The 15,901-nt window shown below is 65.8% G+C and carries 14 protein-coding genes and 1 other RNA gene; 4 read left to right on the forward strand and 11 right to left on the reverse strand.

Annotation, left to right across the window (positions count from 1 at the left end; all coding sequences use genetic code 11):
- Positions 1–12: 12 nt before the first annotated feature.
- The 10 genes from VGM20_02795 to VGM20_02840 form a co-directional block, all read right to left on the reverse strand.
- Positions 13–513, reverse strand: a complete 501-nt coding sequence (locus VGM20_02795) for a roadblock/LC7 domain-containing protein (protein ID HEY4099787.1) — start codon at positions 511–513, stop codon at positions 13–15.
- Positions 510–785 (reverse strand): hypothetical protein, encoded by a 276-nt coding sequence (locus VGM20_02800; protein HEY4099788.1) that lies wholly within the window; start codon positions 783–785, stop codon positions 510–512. The genes VGM20_02795 and VGM20_02800 overlap by 4 nt, the downstream gene beginning before the upstream one ends.
- Positions 782–1,375, reverse strand: coding sequence for a recombination mediator RecR (gene recR / locus VGM20_02805; GenBank protein HEY4099789.1), 594 nt, complete (start codon positions 1,373–1,375; stop codon positions 782–784). The genes VGM20_02800 and recR overlap by 4 nt, the downstream gene beginning before the upstream one ends.
- Complete coding sequence (locus tag VGM20_02810; protein ID HEY4099790.1) at positions 1,372–1,665, reverse strand: YbaB/EbfC family nucleoid-associated protein; 294 nt, start codon at positions 1,663–1,665, stop codon at positions 1,372–1,374. Before VGM20_02810 ends, recR begins: the two co-directional genes overlap by 4 nt.
- Entirely contained in the window at positions 1,652–3,334 is a 1,683-nt protein-coding gene (gene dnaX, locus VGM20_02815) for a DNA polymerase III subunit gamma/tau (protein HEY4099791.1), read from the reverse strand. Before dnaX ends, VGM20_02810 begins: the two co-directional genes overlap by 14 nt.
- Positions 3,335–3,362: 28 nt before the next feature.
- Positions 3,363–3,462: signal recognition particle sRNA small type (gene ffs / locus VGM20_02820), an RNA gene on the reverse strand.
- A gap of 40 nt (positions 3,463–3,502) precedes the next feature.
- Positions 3,503–4,606, reverse strand: a complete 1,104-nt coding sequence (locus VGM20_02825) for a hypothetical protein (GenBank protein HEY4099792.1) — start codon at positions 4,604–4,606, stop codon at positions 3,503–3,505.
- A gap of 35 nt (positions 4,607–4,641) precedes the next feature.
- Positions 4,642–5,565, reverse strand: coding sequence for a YihY/virulence factor BrkB family protein (locus tag VGM20_02830; GenBank protein HEY4099793.1), 924 nt, complete (start codon positions 5,563–5,565; stop codon positions 4,642–4,644).
- Positions 5,566–5,609: 44 nt separating this feature from the next.
- Positions 5,610–6,023: a YtxH domain-containing protein gene (locus VGM20_02835; GenBank protein HEY4099794.1), complete on the reverse strand. Its 414-nt coding sequence runs from the start codon at positions 6,021–6,023 to the stop codon at positions 5,610–5,612.
- 20 nt (positions 6,024–6,043) lie between these two features.
- A complete protein-coding gene (locus tag VGM20_02840) occupies positions 6,044–7,381 on the reverse strand; it encodes a class II fructose-bisphosphate aldolase (GenBank protein HEY4099795.1) in 1,338 nt (445 codons plus the stop codon).
- A 485-nt stretch (positions 7,382–7,866) separates the two neighbouring features.
- Between VGM20_02840 and pyk the strand changes: the two genes are divergently transcribed.
- From pyk to VGM20_02860, 4 genes are all read left to right on the forward strand, one after another.
- Positions 7,867–9,312 (forward strand): pyruvate kinase, encoded by a 1,446-nt coding sequence (gene pyk, locus VGM20_02845; GenBank protein ID HEY4099796.1) that lies wholly within the window; start codon positions 7,867–7,869, stop codon positions 9,310–9,312.
- A 3-nt stretch (positions 9,313–9,315) separates the two neighbouring features.
- Positions 9,316–10,101 (forward strand): MBL fold metallo-hydrolase, encoded by a 786-nt coding sequence (locus VGM20_02850; protein HEY4099797.1) that lies wholly within the window; start codon positions 9,316–9,318, stop codon positions 10,099–10,101.
- Entirely contained in the window at positions 10,095–11,438 is a 1,344-nt protein-coding gene (locus tag VGM20_02855; GenBank protein HEY4099798.1) for a glucose-6-phosphate isomerase, read from the forward strand. The genes VGM20_02850 and VGM20_02855 overlap by 7 nt, the downstream gene beginning before the upstream one ends.
- Positions 11,439–11,515: 77 nt before the next feature.
- Entirely contained in the window at positions 11,516–11,968 is a 453-nt protein-coding gene (locus tag VGM20_02860) for a hypothetical protein (GenBank protein HEY4099799.1), read from the forward strand.
- A gap of 174 nt (positions 11,969–12,142) precedes the next feature.
- On the opposite strand, the gene VGM20_02865 is transcribed toward VGM20_02860, so the two are convergent.
- Positions 12,143–15,826, reverse strand: a complete 3,684-nt coding sequence (locus tag VGM20_02865) for an Ig-like domain-containing protein (protein ID HEY4099800.1) — start codon at positions 15,824–15,826, stop codon at positions 12,143–12,145.
- Positions 15,827–15,901: the final 75 nt, after the last annotated feature.

A 15,901-nucleotide genomic window follows, 5' to 3' on the forward strand; every position in this document is an offset into this window, starting at 1 on the left:
CCGGCGAACCTCTCAGGTCGTGCCGAAGAGTTTATCGAGCTCGTCTTCCGCTTCGCCGACGAATGACGCGTCGACGTGACCGGCCGTGCCGGTCTCACGGGTAAACATCGCGGTGAAGATCGCCGTCAGGTCGCCCACGACGGCGCGCATCCGGAGCTTCACCAGCCCCAGGGTGGTGCGGTTGTCGAAGAGCACGACGAGGATCACTCGACGCGCAATGTCTGCCAGATACAGCGATTCTTTTTCACCCTGATGGAAGAGGGTGCCGAAATCTCCTTCACCGAGCAGCCGCGCCAGCTGATCATTGGCCGAAAAGTCTGCGGCCGTGAGCGACGCGAACGCGGTCGGATCGAATGACGGCGGTTCGCCGACGGTGATCAGCATCTGCCCGGCGCGGTCGACGAGGAGCGCAGTCCGCGCCGAGGCGTCGCGAAGAAAATCGAGCAGGACGGCGCGAATCCGGACCGAATCCTCTTCGCGGAATGACCACGACGCCGCGCGCGGTGCCGTCATGCCGTCGCCGCCAGTGCGTCGATCACGCGCTGCGCCCGCTGCTTGAGCGCGGGGATCCGTTCCCACGCGAGATAGTCGCGCAGCAGCGGCACGTGCTCGAGATCGCCCCGACGTTCGATCCATCCCAGTGCTGCGAACCGGCGGTGCATCCGCGTCGAGAAGAGATCGTGGCGATGCGACCGATCGTATCCGCCCGCAAGCAGCCAGCCGCCGGCGACGCCAAGGATCGCGGCTCCGGCAAAGATTGCTGCAGCAGGGGGACGACGATTCATCGCAGCTCCTCGCGTGCGGTGAGAGCGTGGGTCAGGGTGACTCCGTCGACGTATTCCAGTTCGCCTCCGACCGGGAGCCCGCGTGCGAGGCGCGACACCCGGACTGCCGGATACGCCGACAGGACCTGCTGGAGATATGTCGCCGTCGCTTCGCCTTCGAGCGACGAGTTCGTGGCGAGGATCACCTCGCGTACCGCTCCGCCGGCAAGCTGGGCTTCGAGCAATCCGATGCGCAGCGCATCCGGCCCCACGCCATCGAGTGGCGACAACCGTCCGCCGAGGACCAGGTACCGGCCGCGAAAGGCAGCCGATCGCTCAACCACCGCCACGGCCGAGGCTTCTTCCACGATACAGATCAATCCGGCATCGCGACGTGGATCGGCGCAGATGGCGCAGACTTCCTCTTCCGCCGGCTGGCCGCAGATCGAGCATGGATGGACGCGCTCGGCCACCGCGACGATCGCGCCGGCGAGCGCCGACATCCGCTCGGTCGGCTGCTGCAGCAGGTGGTAGACGAGGCGCTGCGCCGTCTTTCGCCCCACCCCCGGCAGCCGCGCGAATTCGGTGATCAGCGCGTCGAGTGCGCTCACCCGTGGTCATCGAGGCGGCGCTGCGCTTCCGCAATCGCCGCCATCACCAGGTCCGCCAGCAGATCGGCGTCGCGCCCGTTGAACGCTTCTGGCGCAATCACCAGCGATTGCAGCGCACCACGCCCGTCGACTGTCGCGCGAACCAGCCCCGCTCCTGCATCTGCCGTCACCAATTTCCCTGCAAGTTCTGCATCAGCGCGGCCTGCGTCCGGCCGTGACTCGCGCTGCGAAATCCTGGTTGGATCTGCCAAAACTGCCGCCTCCGTCGTCGGGCGATCACTGATCGTCAATCAGTTCCAAATCTAACGCTGCGGCTGCGGCATCCAGCGCCGGATCCTTGCGTCGCAACTCGGTGAGCCGCTCGTTCCGAAGGTCGGTCGCCGACATCCGCCGCGGCTTCGCATCGGCGGCTGCGGGCGCCGCAGCGCCCTGGATTGCGATTCGCACCGGCGACCCCAGTGCTGCCGTCACAATTGTTTCCACCGTCGCCTGCTGCCGTGCAATCCCCTCCTGGAACAACGCGCTCTCCGGCCCGAACATGAGGCCGAGCGTCCCGGCATCGACCACCTGCGGCGTCGCGTGCGACAGCGCCTGGCCGAGGAGCGGGCTCTGCCGCCCGGCGGTGGCAATGACCTCTTCCCAGACGGCCGCCAGAACCTCGGCGGAGAGACCTGCGCCCCCCTCGACCACTCGCTTCGGCGGAGTCGGCGCCGCCTTCCGTGCTGTCGCCGCCCGAGCCGCCGCTGGAGCCGGTGCAGCGGCTTGTGGCGCCTCCGGAACGCCCATCCCCTTACCAGTTATCGGCTTGGACGGGGCTGCCCCAGAGGGGGTTCCACCGGCCAGGAGCTCGCGGAGGTCTACCGCACGGTCCATCATCGCCCAGCGGAGGATCAGCGTCTCGAGCCCGATTCTCGGATTGGCACTGCGCCTGATCGCCCCCTCCGCCTCGGTGAGGAGCTTGAGCATCCTGACGGCGTCTTCGGCAGCGATCCCGGGGGCGAGTTCGGTCAGGACGGTCCTGGTCGATTCTGCGAGCCCTTCAGGCTCGGCGCCGAAGTGGCGCATCACCAGCGCCCGGAGCATCTCGGCGAGGCCGCCGGCGAACTCGGCGAGATCGGCGCCAGAATCGACTACCTGGTCCATGATCTGGAAGATCCTGGCCGGATCGCGGGCGGCCACGGCGCCCAGCACCGCCCCGTACGATTCGTCGTCGAGCAGACCGAGCGCCTGGCGCACCCTGGCCGCCGTAAGCGGACCCTCTCCGAACGAAAGGCACTGATCGAGGACCGAGAGGGCGTCTCGCATACCGCCGTCGGCGTGCCGGGCGATCAGCAGGAGGGCGTCGTCCTCGGCGTCAAGCTGTTCGGCCGTGAGAACCTGGCGGAGCCGGTCGTGAATCGCCGCCGGCCCGATACGTCGAAAGTCGAAGCGCTGCAGCCGCGACAGGACGGGAGCTGCGGTGTTGGCGATCTTCTGCGGCTCGGTCGTGGCAAAGACAAAAACCACCCCCGGAGGCGGCTCCTCGAGGATCTTGAGGAGAACGTTCCACGCCTCGCGGGTGAGCATGTGCGCTTCGTCGACGATGTAGACCTTGTGATGCCCTTCCTGCGACGCCGCGTACATGGCGCGCTCGCGCAGGTCGCGGGCGTCGTCGACGCCGCGGTTCGATGCGGCATCGATCTCGACGACGTCGAGGTCGGCGGAGCCGTTCCAGATCTTGAGGCACGAGGAGCATTGCCCGCATGGCTCGCCGTCGGCACCGCGATTTTCGCAATTGAGCGCCATCGCGAGGATGCGGGCGGCCGTCGTTTTCCCCACGCCGCGCGGTCCGGTGAGCAGGTAGCCATGGCCCACGCGATTGCGCGCCACTGCACCGCGAAGCGCAGCCGCGACGTGATCCTGCACCACGAGATCGGCAAAGCGGCGCGGACGGTAACGGCGGGCGAGAGCAATGGTCACGTGCGGATCCCGCAGGGAGGAAAAGAAAAGTGCCCCAGGCACCCCGAAGCGACACCGGACATCGCTTAGCGCTGCTACCGGCGAGGTCCTGACGCGGTTCGCGCGCCAGCGCCCTTCGGACCTGGGGCACCGCAAATATAGTGGATCGATCGACGGCGGAAGGGGTGGCTATTTCGCCGGGAGCGAGACCTTCCAGAAGGTGATGGCGTCGGCGCTGTTTCCCACCGAGATCGACGCGAGGACCTTTCGCGCCTCGAGGTCGATCATCGTCACATTGGGAAGCGACGGATTGTTGCCGTTCATCGTGACGAACAGATATCGCCCGTCGGGACTCGTCGCCATCCCGTTGGGCGTGCCGGGAAGCGCGATCGTGCCGGCGATCGTGCCGCCGTGGAGATCGACGATCGTGGCGCTGCCGGTGCCCACCGTGTCGCTGCTGCCGACAATCGCCGTCGCACCGTCCGGCGTGATGGCGATCGCCGATCCTGCCGAAGGGACCGCGATCCGGCGCGCGACCGTCCACGATCCGATGTCGACATCAAGGACTTCGCCCGACCGTGCACAAGCGATCACCGCCCGTGCGCCGGCGGCAGCGAGATCGAGCGAGGACGGATCACACGTCGCGCCGGCAGCGCCGACTCCCAGCTTCCGCGTGACTTTCATCGACTTGCGGTCAATCTCAACCAGCGAATCACCCTGCGAGCACACCGAATAGTGACGACTCCCATCGGTGCTGAATTTCGACCCGCGGCCGCCCGCGCAGGTCGCGATCCGCGACACCTCGGTCATCGACGTGAGGTCGACGACGGAAACCGAAGACGACGCCGGAGACTGATTCGGCGTGGCGCCGCCGTTCATCACCCAGGCGTAGCTGCTGTCCGTCGTGAGTGCGACGGCATCTGCATTCGTGCCGACGCGCTCTCCGCCACGAAGGGTGTCGGAGATCTGGGCACCGCGCGCACTGTCGGTGGCAATCGATACCTTCACGACTTCGCCGCGGCCCGAGGCATGGGTGGTGAGGACGAAGTAGCTGCGGCCATCCGGGATCGCCGCAATCGCGATCGGATCCACCGGATCGTCGGGATTGAGCCGCATCATCGTCCTGTGCTCGATCCTTCCTGCGGCCGGCGTGAATCGGACCAGCGAAATAAGCCCCGTCGCGCGCGATGCGACGAAGAGCAGATACGATGTGCCGGCCTGCTGGGCGCGCATCGGCAGCGGATTGAGCCCCATCGTGCCGAATGCTGCCGCTGCGAGGATGAGATTCCGCATGCGGCCAAAGGTACTCCGCGGCCAAGCCATCGGCGTCACGGTGTGACTACCGCACCTTCCACCCGCTTCGCCTGCCGCGCGTGATCCCAGACGTCCGCGACCGCGGCGCCAATCAGGAAGACAAGCGACATGTACCAGAGCCAGAGGATGAAGAGCATCGCCGCGCCCACGTCGACGTCGAACGAGAACTGGCCGCCGTGCGCGATGTGCGCGAGATAGAGGCCGTAGAGGCGCTTCGCGATCTCGAATCCGACCGTGCCGACCAGCGACGCGAGCAACGCCCCCGGCCATGCCAGGCGCTTGGGCGACGCGTACCGGTACAGCAGCACGAAGAGCGCGATACCGAAGAGGAATGCCACCCCCTGCCCCGCCAGCCGGCCGCCGGTGGTGAGGAGGAAGCCCCAGCGAGGATCGACCTGCACGCCGCGTGCTGCCGTCATCGTCAACGCGGTGGTGGTCACCGTGTTGGCCACCGCCAGCACGAGCACCACCAGGACCATGGCCGTGTCCTGCGCCTTGGCGAGGAGATAGCCGGCAACGTAGCTCCAGACGAAGTGACCCTTCACCGGCCGCTGCCGGACCTGGAAGATCCGCGACAGGCAGACGCGGACTGCGCCGAACACCCGGGTGCTGAACCAGAGCGACAGCGGAATGGCAAACCAGGTGAGCTTGCTGCGATACCCCTGCAGCTTGGCGACGAGCCCCTCGACGAGGACGAATGGATCGGCATTCGAGCCATGTCCATGCTGCGGCAGAAAGCGTCCGATGAGATCGGCCGCCGAGGCGGTATCCACCGCGCTCGATGAGACGAGATAGCCGAGAAAGGCGATCAGCAGGATCGCCAGCGGAATGATGGCGAGCAGGGCATCAAAGGTCAGCGCCGATGCCAGGAGCGGAAGGTTCGCGCGCTCGAGCGTGTCGGCGATACGGGCGTGCAGCGAGAGAGGGACCGGGGTCACGGAGCCGCCAGCAGGCGGCCCCGCCGAATCAGCGCCGGGCCCGCTCACTCAGACTCGTCGTCGGCCTCGTCGGGTTCGTCGCCGCCCACCGCGGCGCGCGCCCGGGCACGAGCTTCCGCCAGGCGACGCTCCATCTCGTCGCGGGCATGCGAGGTGTTGCGCTCGACCTTGCGCTTTCCGTCGCGCACATCGTCGAGGACCTCGTCGGCGAAGTCTTCCACCGACTCCTTGAGCTTGCGCCCCTTGGTCTGGATTCCGTCGCTGATGTCCTCCAGCGCCTCGCCGGCCCGCACCCGGAACCGGCGACTGCGGCGCACCAGGTCGCGCCGTGTCCGGCCGCCCTCCGCCGGCGCGAAGAGGACACCCAACCCCACGCCAAGCGCGGCGCCCACCAGGAACCATCCGAACCCGGATCCCGAGCCGGTCTCGATCACCGTCACATCACGATCTTCTCGCATTGTGTCGCCTCGCTGTCGGTCTATTCGCCTGCGTCGGGGTCGTCCTCGGCCTGGACCCCCGCGTGAACCAGCGCATCGTGCCGGAGGGCCGGCGCCGAGACAAAGTCGCGAACCACCGATGCCGTTCCACCCACCTTCAACTGATCGAAGAGAAACCCGAACGTCGCTTCGAGATCGGCACCAATCTGCTGACGAATCGCGGCCGGCAACTCCCACATCTCCCGCTTGAACGGTCCGATCGCCTTCTTGCGCGCCTTGTAATAGAACTGCTCGTCGGAGTCGCCCGATTTCCGCTCGCCCTGCGCGTTCACATCAAGCCAGGCATACATCCGCTGGCGCAACTCGGCCGGCAGTGCCGGATGGTCGAAGACGATGTTCTGGAAATTGGTCGCGAGATGGATCTCGGCAGTCTCGATCCGCGGGAAGTTGCCGAAGGCGTTGGAGGGCAGCGTCGATGCACCGTGCTGGACGGCACCCCCAAGTCCATAGTCGTCGCGCGCCGAACGCGACAACGCTTCGAGCGCTGCAAGATCGAGCTTGACTGCGGCGATCGACCCGTCGGGGAGAACGACGCCGCCGTGCGACGTGCCGGTCTGGACCGAGATCTTGCTGATCCCTTCTCCGCCGCCCCCCGCCGCCAGTGTTCGATTGTACCCATCCATGAACGCGTGCAGCTCTTCCACCGTCGAGTTCTTGGTCCCGACCTCGCCGATCTCCGCGCCAACCGAGACGGTGACCCCCACGGGTTCGTGCGACCGGATGTACCTGGTGATCTCGGCGGCGCGCTCGTAATTGGCGCGCTGCTGTTCGTCCAGCGTCGCGAACGACAGATCGACGAGGGTCGAGGTGTCGACGTCGATGTTGAAGAAACCGGCCGCGATCTCCTCGGCGATGAGATGCTTCACCTCACGCACCTCGGCCTCGGGATCGGCCTGATACTTCTTGGCGTTGACCTGGCAGTGATCACCCTGAATGAAGAGCGGTCCGCGAAATCCTTCGCGCAACGCCGCGGCCAGCATCACCGCCACGTACTCCGCCGGGCGCTGGTCGGTGTAGGCAATCTCGGAACGAGCGATTTCGAGAATGATGGCCCCGGCGTCGCGGGCACGAGCCGCGCGGAAGACTGCGCGCGCAGTGTCGTATGCCATGACGCGGACGTTGATCGCCGGCACAGTGAACCCGCCGCACGCCCCGCGCCCGCGCGCGAGATAGAGATCATGGATCGATGCCGGGCGTACGCCAGCCGACTGGCCGAGTTCCCACAGCTTTGAACGGGCGCCGGTCCGCGCATCACCCGGCGCGAAGACAGCGTCAAAGGCCAGTTGGTCGATCTGGGCTGGATCAGGGGTGAGCGACACGCGGAATCCTCGAGTTGGTCACAGGCGGGAATGATATGAAATCAGGCGTATAATGTCACGACAGTCGTTTTCCACAGCAGGCGATGGTGTGCACGAAATGTGGACCGAAAAGTTGGCACCGGCGCGCCAAGTGGACAATCATCGGGGGCGCCATGCCCATATGCCGAAAGGAGTTCCGCTCCTCGGCCCCAACTTCTCACCACGTCCACATGTGGAAGAGTTTTCCCGTCCACAGATGTGCGAGTCCCAAAAGCGGACCATTTGACCACTTCTTCTCGTGTGGACCGAATGTCGATTCACGGGCGGGGAAAAACCACAAAAACCAGCTGCGGTGCGGCTTGCGTGGCGAAATGGCGGGTGGGAAAAACCTTCCACACTCTCCCCGTGACGTGGAGCGGTGACTGGGGAGAGAATCGCACCGCAGCTGCCCCTCGTGGCCCCAACAGGATACCTTTGGAACCCGATCCTCGGAGCCAGTCGATTTCATGCCTTTGACGCAGGTCCGCCGCACTAAAATCGTTGCCACCCTTGGTCCTGCGTGGGAATCAGAGGACCGAATCGTCGCGCTACTCGACGCCGGCGTGAACATCATCCGGGTCAACGCCTCCCACGGGACACCGGAGGTCCGGGAGCGCTGGATTCGCCTGATCCAGTCGGTTCGCGACCAGCGGCAGACGCCAACCGCAATCCTCATCGACCTGCACGGGCCACGCATCCGGGTCGGCACGCTGGCGACGCCGCGCATCCTGGTGCCGGGCGAAGTGTTCTCGTTTGCGCCCGAAGCACTCGCCGGCGAAGACGAAATCGCCACCACGTATGCCGAGCTCGCCAACGATGTTCTTCCGGGATCGCGCATACTCGTGGACGACGGCCTGATCGCCGTGGACGTCATCGCGGTGCGCGGCGATCGAGTCGAGTGCAAGGTCCGGTATGGGGGGACCGTCAAGTCGAACAAGGGGATGAACCTTCCCGGCTCGATGGTCAGCGCACCTGCGGTCACCGAGCACGATCGTGAAGAGGTCGAACGCGTGGTCGCCCTCGGGATCGAGTTCCTCGGCGTCTCCTTCGTGCGGAGACCGGAAGATCTGCAGGATCTCCGCAAGCTGATTCCCCGCACCGTCAAGCTCGTCGCCAAGATCGAGAAGGACACTGCCCTGGCCAATCTGGACGGGATCCTCGAATCCTGCGATGCGATGATGGTCGCCCGCGGCGATCTCGGCGTGGAGTTGCCGTTCGAGGCAGTCCCGCTGGTGCAGAAGCGGCTGATCGCGCGCGCCAATCGCCATGGAAAACCGGTGATCACCGCGACCCAGATGCTCGAGTCGATGGTGAACAATCCGCGGCCGACCCGCGCCGAGGCATCCGACGTGGCGAACGCGATCCTCGACGGCACCGATGCCGTGATGCTCTCGGCCGAGACCGCGGTGGGCCAGTACTCGCTCGAAGCGGTGCTGGCGATGGATCGGATTGCCCGGGAGGTCGAAGCGCATCGTCACCGTCCCACGGAAGGCGAGCGCCGCCGCTGGCAGATCCCCGCGCCACATTTCGCCCGCACCACCGAAGGCGAAACGCCGACCGAGGACGCGATCGCCGTCGCGGTCTCCGCTGCCGCGGACCTGCTCGGCGCGCAGGCGATCGTCTGCTTCACGTCGAGCGGCTTCACGGCGCGGACAGTCTCCTCCTACCGGCCGAAGGTGCCGATCCTGGCGCTCACCCCCGAGCCGGAGACGTTCCGGCAGCTGGGACTCGCGTGGGGAGTCGTCCCGGTCCTGATGCCCCACCTCAAGCACTACGACCCGATGTGGGCGATCGCCCGCACCGAGATCCTCACCCGCGGGCTCGCCCGCGAAGGTTCGCGGATCGTGGTGACCTGTGGCGTTCCATTCGACATTCCCGGCACGACCAACCTGCTCAAGGTCGAGACGCTCTAGCCCATGCGCCTCACCCTGCTCGGAACGGGGACCTCGATGGGAGTTCCCCAGATCGGGTGCGGGTGTGCGGTGTGCCGGTCCGACGATCCCCGCGATCGCCGCACGAGGACGAGCGCACTGGTGGAAGTCGATGACGTCCGTCTGCTGATCGACACCCCGCCGGAGCTGCGGCTGCAGTTGCTGCAGGCCGATGTGCCGCGGATCGATGCCGTCCTGTATACCCATGAACACGCCGACCATGTGCACGGGATCGACGATCTTCGATCGTTCTCGCAGTTGCAGGGGGGCGCGCTGCCGCTGTACGGTCCGGCGTCGACGATGGCGCATCTTGATCGCTCCTTCCGCTACATCTTTGACGACGGCGTCGTCCCGCAACGCGGAACGTCCAAGCCGAGGCTGACGCTCAACGTCCTGCAAGCCGGTGTCGAAGTAACGATCGCCGGCGTCCCCGTCCTGCCGATTGCGCTGGAACACGGCAGGCTCACCGTGTTCGGCTACCGGATCGGGAATCTCGGGTACGTCACGGATGCCAAGCGAATCGAAGGCGACGCGATCGAGAAGCTGCGAGGGGTGCGAGTCCTGGTCCTCAATGCGCTCTGGTGGCGACCGCACCCGACTCATCTGTCGGTCGAGGAGGCGATCGAAACAGCGCGCGAGATTGGAGCGGAGCGGACATTCCTGACGCACTTGACGCACGAAACCGCGCACCACGAGCTGCTGGCACGGCTCCCGGCGGGAATTGAACCCGGCTACGACGGACTGACCCTGGAGATCGGTGATCGATGCTGACCTACGATGACAACTACATGTTCCGCGACGCGCTCGACGACGTCCACGGCCTCGACCCCAAACTTCGGGCCGAGACGGCGTCGCGATTCGCCGACGTGACAGCGGAAGTCGAACGCCGCCGAAAGTCGGGTGACTATGAATTCCTCGGGCTCGGAGATCAGGCCGATCTGCTGGCACGACTCGACCAATGGAAGCAGACGATCCAGGGAAAGTTCGATCACCTCCTTGTCCTCGGCATCGGCGGTTCGGCCCTCGGGGCGAAGGCGCTCGTCAACGCGCTCAAGCCGACGGCGTGGAACGAGCGTTCAACGGCGGAACGTGACGGTATCCCGACGCTGACCGTGCTGGAGAACGTCGATCCCGTCACCATCAGCGAGACGCTGGGTCGCTTCGATCCGCGGCGGACGCTGGTGAACGTGATCTCGAAGTCCGGCGGCACCGCCGAGACGCTGGCGCAATACCTGATCGTCCGGAAGTGGCTCGAGGATGCCGTCGGAAATGATCAGGCGCGGCGGCAGCTCGTCATCACCACCGACCCGACCAAGGGCGCGCTCCGGGCAATTGCGCGCGACGAGTCGATCATTGCCTTCGACGTGCCGCCGGGAGTCGGCGGCCGCTTCTCGGTGCTGACAGCCGTGGGGCTGGTTCCGGCCGCCGTGCTCGACATGGACCTTTCGGCGCTGCTGGCCGGCGCCAGGTCGGCGGCGACTTCCGCAGCCAATCCCGAGTTCGTGGCAAACGAGGCGGCCCGATTTGCTGCATGGCAGTGGTATGCGCAGCAGACCCGCGCCGCCAACGTGCACGTCGTGATGCCCTACTCCGACCGGCTCAAGGAGTTCTCCGAATGGTATCGGCAGCTCTGGGCCGAGAGTCTCGGCAAGCGGCTCGACCGCGAAGGGACGGAGGCATTCCGGGGCCCGACGCCGGTCGGGGCGGTGGGAGCGACCGACCAGCACTCGCAGGTGCAGCTCTTCATCGAAGGGCCGTTCGACAAGACGATCACCTTCATCCGGGTGGCCGACACCGTTGGCCTGCTGCCAATTCCCGCCCGGGACGCGATGGGCGAGGAGCTTGCGTATCTGGCCGGGAAGTCGATCGGCACCCTCCTCGATGCCGAGCTCAAGGCGACGCGGGAAGCACTCCGGTCGCGCGGCCGAATGAGCGGGACTCTTCAGATCGACACGGTCGATCCCTGGCACGTCGGGGAGCTGATGATGTTCTTCCAGGCCGCCACCGGCTTTGCCGGGGTGTGGTACGACGTCAATCCGTTCGATCAACCTGGCGTGGAACTCGGGAAGGTCCTGACCTTCAAGGCGATGGGTCGCTCCGGGTACTGAGCGGCGCGGTTCGTCGATAGATTCTTCCGCTCTCGGTCCACTCCCCACTGCGTCGCGGCCCCGCCGCGGAGGAACCCGTGCGTCTGGTCAACGTCGCCGCTCCAATCGGCATGGTCATGGCCCTTGGCTGCAGCAACACTCCGACCCGTGACGCCAAGCCGCTGACACCTCGTCCGCGGCGGGACGGCGAAGTGCTCGACGTGTCCAACATGATGGCCACGGTTCGAAACGCCACCAGCGCACGACCCAACTGCCCAGTCAATCCCCATGTCGAAGCTTCGCTCGTCGTTCAGGGGATCAGCGGGACAATCCAGTACCACTGGGAGCGGAGTGACAGCACCTCCGGGCCGCTCCGCCAGCTGGTGGTCGACAGCGCGGCGGCGGCGAAAATGCAGCACCTCGCGCTCACTCCAGATGACTGGACCGACACGAAATCCGGCGTCCAGTTGCGGTTGCAGGAAACGGTACACGTGACCTATCCATTCGACTTTCGCTCGCCATCGATCAACATCAACGCGACGTGCTATTGAGCTGAACCGCGGGTAAGACGACGCAACAACAAGCGAGCGGACCTGAGGACCAGGTCCGCTCTCCTGTTTTGCCCTACGCGTGATCGGCACCGTCACCCCGAACCAGCCTCCATTAAAACCAGACGGCCCCGGTTTCCCGGGGCCGCTGGTGTGAAGCTGTGCTTCGTTCGGCGATCAGTTATGAATCGTCGAAGCGAGGCCCGAACCATGGCTGTCGACGCCGATGGCGCGGTATTCGGTGAAGCCTGCCGGCACACCCGCGAAGGTGTACAGCCAGTACCGCTCGAGGCCGTTGTCGCAGCCCACGACGCCAGTCGACGACGGGGTTGCTGCCGGGCACGATGCACTCACCGCGACCGGGTTCGGCACGACGATCCGTGCGATGAAGACCCACTGCTGCTGCGCGTTCAACCCGAAGAGGTCGACGCGTCCGAAAATCGGCAGCGAGCGGCTGAGTGCTTCGGTCGCACGGAATACCTTCGTGCTGCCGGAGGTCAGGTTGTTGTCCGCACGGAAGTTGATGCTGTTCGAGCCAGTGACGCAGGTCGACGACCCGGCCGGCTGGACCGCACCACCTGCGGGGCAGCTCGAGAGCGCGCCACCGGTGGTGTATGAGACGCCGTAGGTGGTGACCGGCGGAGTCACGGTCGCCGAGAGGATCGGCGAGACGAACTCGTTCGAGACACCAGTCACGGGGCTGGCAACGGTGTTGAAGATCCACGAACCGAAGACGTCGCGCACCTGGACCCCGACATTGCTCGGAATCTGGAGTGCGAAACCACCGGCGTCGGTCGGAATCGGGTCGCCGACGAACTGAGCCGAGCCGCCGCCGCAATCAGTCGCGGTGGTCGGGCCGGTCGCCGTGCCGGTGGTACCAGTGCAGGTCTCCTGCACGTTGGTGGTGAACAGGTCGAGCGTCAGCGGCGTGACCGACGGATTGATGATGCTGTTGTCGAACCGCTTGGCGATCGGGTCGAAGAACCCGAAGGCGCCAGTGACGCCAGCCGCCGGACCCGAGCTGATGTGCGATCCAGCTGCCGTACCGGTCATGAACGTACCCGAGAGGGCGTAGGTCCAGACGAGACCGCCAGCGCCAGCGGCCGGAATGGTGCCGGCGCCATCACCGATGGTCAGGTTCGGGTAGAGCAGGCGCAGCTTGGCGTCGATCACTTCGAGGTCATTCTGCGACCCGAGAGTGAAGATCGCCGGGCTGTTGCCGACGTAGCTGTTGTTCGGGCTCACACCAGTGACCTGCGGCTGACCCGGATCGAGCGCCAGCGTGCGACGCGCGAAGAGGTTGGTGCTGCTGGCCGCAGCCGCGGTGCATGCTCCACCGTTGGCGCCATCAGTTGCACGGGTGTCCGGGCAGCCCGAGGCGTTACCGGCCTTGTCGACCACATATGCGGTCGTGGTGTAGTAGCCCGGAGTCGTCAAACCAGCGGTGACTCCTTCGGCGTGCAGCGGCAGCCATCCGTCAATCGTCGACGGGAGGAAGCCGATGGTGGTGTTCGGGAAATCGTTGATGGTGAAGTTCACGCTGAGCGGCGTGGTCGTAGCACCAGTCGCGCCACCCTGGGCGAAATCATTCACCATTTCGATGCCACGGTAAACGCCCGAACGGTTATCGGTCGATTCGACGCGGACCGAGTCGTTCGTGCCAGCCGCAGCCGCCAGGAAGAGATCCTGCTGGCCGGCGGTGACGACGTTGGCGCCGTACAGGCCCTGGAAGGCGTTGTACGTCGTCGAGTCGAGGACAGTCGCCGCGCCGCCACCAACGTAGATCGAGGCGTACGACGACGGAGCGGTCGTGGTGCTGTAGCGAAGCATCGGCGCGGTCTTGTCGACGCCGAACGCGGTGGTCACCGCCGACGTGCTGCTGTTGCCAAGGCGGTCAGCTGCCGAGGCGCGCGCAGTGTAGCCATCAGTGGTGTTGGTGTTGGTTTCGGCCAGGTCCGCGCCGGTGTGGATCACCGTCGTGAAGTTCGGGCCAACGAACGCGGTCCAGGTCGCAGGAGCCGGGCCGACGCCGCCGTCATCCACTTCGGTACCGAAGTGGTTGAACTGCCAGTTGGCGTTCACCCAGTGCTGGAACTCCCAACCTTCGCCCGACGGGCGCTGGACGTCATCCGGACCGGCCCAGTCAAGACGGAGCGAGTCAGGCGTGGCGTTCGGCACGACGATGTTCGGGATAAGCGTGTTGGTTGCGAAGTTGTTCGACTGCGCATCGAGCGCGCCCGACTGCACCAGGATGTTATCCCGGCGGCTGAGCACGTTCTGGTGACCGCTGCAGTCGTTGGTCACGTCTGCACCAGTCGAACCGAAGACCTGCTTGAACACCGGCGTCGCCGGGCTCGTGGTGGCGCTCTGCGTCGTGAAGTCGCAGTGGCCGAACGAGACCGCAGTGCTGCCGAGCGTCCAGTTGACGGTCGAAATGCAGCCGCTGCCATCGCCGAGCTGATTGTTGCAACGGTTGTTCGACGAACCAGGAGCGGCGCTCGGGTTGTCGTTGTAGACAACGGCGTAGAGCTGAGCGGTGACTTCACCGGTCACGCCCGGGCCACCCCAGTACGTCTTGCCAACGTTCGAACCGGCACCGGCGCTGTCGATGGCAAAGCCACCCTTGCCGGCGACCGGATCTGCCGCGGGGCAGACGGTGCTGCCGTTGATGGTACCGCCGCACTTCGTGATGTCGGCAGCCCAGCCATCAGCGTTGTTCAGGACCATCGTGTTGACAACCGCGCAGCTCGGATCATTCGCACCGATCTGGCAGTTGAAGACCGCCCCGCCGACGATGCCGTGCGGGAAGATCTGCGTGATCAGCGCGCCTGCCCCGTTGAACCAGTCAACGGTCGCGGTGCCCTTGGTCACGTTCTTGGTGAAGTTCGCCGTGTTGATCGACAGCGTGATCGGACCCGACGACGGAATGCTGGCACCGTAGATCTGCTGCGCAGCGCGCTTGAAGAAGGCGCACGGCGCGGCCGAAGCGGCACAGGTCGGAGTCGCGCGGCCCTGGAAGACCGGCTGGCCCGCGGCGACAGTTCCATGCTGCATGTAGACGTTGAGCGAATCGAGCGGCTGGATTCCAGCCGTGAGATTCAGCGTGACGTCGATCTGGCAGTTCACGTCGGTCAGGATGACCGGCGCGCCAACGACGCCCGTGCAGTTACCGTTGCCGGCAGTGGCGCCAGCGGCGATCTGTCCGATCGAGATCGAAGCAGCTGCGCCGACGTTGATCGTGACGGTCTGCGTGAAGGCCACGCCGCCGATCGAGTCGACAACCGTGACGACCGCGGTGCCCTGCGAGACGCCGGTGATCGGGCAGCTCGAAGCGTTACCGGTCACAGCCGAGCAGGTGCCGGCGGTGGCGATCGTCGTCGAGAGCGACGTGGCGATCGGAGTCGACACAACCTGGCCGACAGCCGGAGTCATCGTGACCGACAGGTTCGACGTCTGGCCCGGCGCGAGGTTCAAAGTCGGCGGGGTGACGTTGAAGGTCGACGAGTTGGTGACGGTGATCTGGACCGCAGCGCTGCGGGCCGGGTTGATCACCGACGTCGCCGTGACGGTGGTGGTGCCGACGGCGATACCGGTCACCTTACCGGTCTGATCGACGGTGGCAATGCCGTTGGTGCTGCTGGCCCAGTTGAGGCCGGTCGAGATCCCGGAGTCAGCGACCACGGTCGCTGCCAGCTGGATCGTCTGGCCGATCCCGACCGACGCGTTCTGCGGAGTCACCTGAACCGAGGTGACGCCCGGAGGCGGCGTGGTGGGCTGCGTCACGGTGACCTTGTCGCCGCAGGCCGCGAGGCCCAGGGCAAGGACACCTGACACAAAGACGTTACGGTAGACCTTCAACATTCCTGCTCCCCCTGATGAGTGAAATGGTGCCACGATCGTGCTGAAAACATCCCCAACATGCTGCAAACTGTGCGT

It is taken from the genome of Gemmatimonadales bacterium, from assembly GCA_036500345.1.
GTDB lineage: Bacteria > Gemmatimonadota > Gemmatimonadetes > Gemmatimonadales > GWC2-71-9 > Palsa-1233.